Source organism: Cellulomonas rhizosphaerae (assembly GCF_003470205.1).
GTDB lineage: Bacteria > Actinomycetota > Actinomycetes > Actinomycetales > Cellulomonadaceae > Cellulomonas > Cellulomonas rhizosphaerae.
Window position 1 is genome coordinate 1 of the sequence record NZ_QWKP01000033.1, and the last position, 2784, is coordinate 2784.

3 protein-coding genes are annotated in these 2784 nt (G+C 72.3%); 1 reads left to right on the top strand and 2 read right to left on the bottom strand.

The features are described from left to right. The coding region (locus tag D1825_RS00390; RefSeq protein WP_118765575.1) for an MFS transporter at positions 1-905 on the top strand (905 nt) is incomplete at its 5' end. Between the two features lie 52 nt (positions 906-957). Here D1825_RS00390 and D1825_RS00395 read toward each other — a convergent pair. Then, positions 958-2007, bottom strand: a complete 1050-nt coding sequence (locus D1825_RS00395) for an aspartate-semialdehyde dehydrogenase (protein ID WP_118765576.1) — start codon at positions 2005-2007, stop codon at positions 958-960. Between the two features lie 5 nt (positions 2008-2012). Continuing rightward, positions 2013-2784 (bottom strand): aspartate kinase (locus D1825_RS00400; RefSeq protein WP_138067016.1); only part of this gene is annotated, 772 nt, incomplete at its 5' end.

Here is a 2784-nt window from a genome sequence, read left to right on the forward strand (position 1 = left end):
CCCGGCCGAGCGGTGGCCGTGTCGACGTCGCTGGGCTCATCGCCATCACCGTCGCGAGCGCCGGGGTCGTGCTCGCGGTGACATGGGGCGGCCACGAGTACTCGTGGTTCTCGGGCCACGTGCTGGGCGCAGCGTTCGTCGGGCTGGCCGGGATCGTCGCCGTGCTCGCCGTCGAGGCGCGGGCCGAGCAGCCTGTCCTCCCGCTCGACCTGTTCCGCAACCGGGCCGTCGTGTCGAGCTTCGCGGTGCTGTTCCTCGCGATGGGCGCCGTGATGATGGCCACCCTGAACTTCGTGCCGCTGTTCCTGCAGATCGTCCAGGGCCGCTCCGCGAGCAGCAGCGGGCTGCTGCTGCTGCCGATGCTGCTGCCGTCGATCGGTGTCGCGTTGGCGACCGGCGCGTGGACGAGCAAGGGCTCCCGGTTCCGGCCCGTGATGATCGCGGGCACGGGTCTGCTCGCTCTCGCGTGCGTCCTGATGGCGACCATCGGGACAGGCTCGTCCCCCTGGGTCACGGCCGGGTGCATGGTCGCGGTCGGCGCGGGGATCGGGCTCCTGTTCCAGACGCCGATCGTGCTGGTGCAGAACAGCGCGCCCGCGGCCGAGGTCGGCGCGGCCACCGGGGCCGGCACGTTCACGCGGACGATCGGTGGCGCGATCGGCGTCGGCGCGCTGGGAGCGCTGTTCACCTCGACGTTCGCGTCGTCGCTCGGCAGCGCTGCTCTGCCTGGCGGCGCCGACGCCTCGAGCCTGACGCCCGACGCGCTCGCCGGGCTCTCGACCGCGGCGCACGCGGCCGTCGTCAGCGCGGTCGCCGACGGGACGACCGCCCTGTTCTGGGGCGCTGCGGTCGCAGCCGCGCTCGCGTTGGTGGCCGCACTGGCCGTCCCGGGTCAGCGAGCCTGAACGCGCGAGAGCCCGGGCCCCAGAGGGGTCCCGGGCTCTCGTCGTGCTGCGGTCAGACGGCGGCGAGCCGCTGGGCCGCGACGAGCTCCGCGATCTGCACCGCGTTGAGCGCGGCGCCCTTGCGTAGATTGTCGTTGCTGATGAACAGGGCCAGCCCGCGGCCGCCCTCGACGCCCTCGTCCTGACGCAGGCGGCCGACGAACGACGGGTCCTGGCCGGCCGCGGCGAGCGGGGTCGGCACGTCGGTCAGCTGGACGCCGGGCGCGTCCGCGAGCAGTTCGGCGGCACGCTCGGGCGTGATCGCGCGGTCGAACTCGGCGTTGATGGACAGCGAGTGGCCCGTGAAGACCGGCACGCGGACGCAGGTGCCCGAGACGAGCAGGGCCGGCAGGTCGAGGATCTTGCGCGACTCGTGGCGCAGCTTCTGCTCCTCGTCGGTCTCGAACGAGCCGTCGTCGACCAGCGAACCGGCCAGCGGGATCACGTCGAACGCGATGGGCGCGACGTACTTGACCGGCGCAGGCAGCGTCACGGCGGAGCCGTCGTGGACCAGCGCGAGGGTGTCCTGCTCGACCGCGGCGCGGATCTGGCTGTCGAGCTCGTCGGCCCCGGCCAGACCCGAGCCGGACACCGCCTGGTAGGTCGAGACGACGAGACGGCGCAGGCCGGCCTCGTCGTGCAGCACCTTGAGCACCGGCATCGCGGCCATCGTGGTGCAGTTCGGGTTCGCGATGATGCCCTTGACGGCGTCGTCGATCGCGCCCGGGTTGACCTCGGAGACCACGAGGGGGACCTCGGGGTCGCGGCGCCAGGCCGACGAGTTGTCGATGACGAGCGCGCCCGCCGCGGCGAACCGCGGGGCGTGGATCTTCGACGTGCCGCCGCCCGCGGAGAAGAGGGCGACGTCGATGCCTGACAGGTCGGCCGTCTCCACGTCCTCGACGACGACGTCCGTGCCGCGCCACGGGAGCGTGGTGCCGGCCGAGCGCGCGGAGGCGAAGTAGCGGATCGAGGCGACCGGGAAGTCCCGCTCGTCGAGCAGCCGGCGCATGACGCCGCCGACCTGGCCGGTCGCGCCGACCACGGCGATGTTGAGTCCCATCAGTCCTACCGCCCCGTCCCGCCGTACACGACGGCCTCGTCCTCGGTGGAGTCCAGCTCGAACGCCGTGTGGACGGCGCGCACGGCGTCGTCGAGCGAGTCCGCTCGCGTCACCACGGAGATGCGGATCTCCGACGTCGAGATCATCTCGATGTTGATGTTCGCGTCCGACAGCGCCGCGAACAGCTTGGCCGAGACGCCCGGGTGCGAGCGCATGCCGGCGCCGACGAGCGAGAGCTTGCCGATCGTGTCGTCGTACTGCAGCGCCGTGAAGCCGATGTCGGGCTGGTGCTCGGTGAGCGCGGCCGTCGCCTTGGAGCCGTCGGCGGCCGGGAGCGTGAAGGAGATGTCCGTCAGGCCCGTCGCCGCGGCCGAGACGTTCTGCACGATCATGTCGATGTTGACGCCGGCACCGGCGACCACCTCGAAGATCCGCGCGGCCTTGCCGGGGACGTCGGGCACGCCGGCGACCGTGATCTTTGCCTCGCTGCGATCGTGGGCGACGCCCGCGATGATCGGCTGTTCCACCAGCTCGCCCTCCTCGTTGACCTGCGCCTCGTTCGTGACCAGCGTGCCCGTGCGCGTCGAGAACGACGAGCGGACGTGGACCGGCACGTCGTACCGGCGGGCGTACTCCACGCAGCGCAGCACGAGCACCTTCGCCCCGCTGGCCGCCATCTCGAGCATCTCGTCGTAGCTGATCCGGTCCAGCTTGCGCGCGCTCGGCACGATGCGGGGGTCCGCCGTGAACACGCCGTCCACGTCGGTGTAGATCTCG

What these genes read in the sequence shown, in the direction of transcription:
- D1825_RS00395 (WP_118765576.1), bottom strand. Translation starts at nt 2,007, where the DNA reads ATGGGACTCAACATCGCCGTGGTCGGCGCGACCGGCCAGGTCGGCGGC.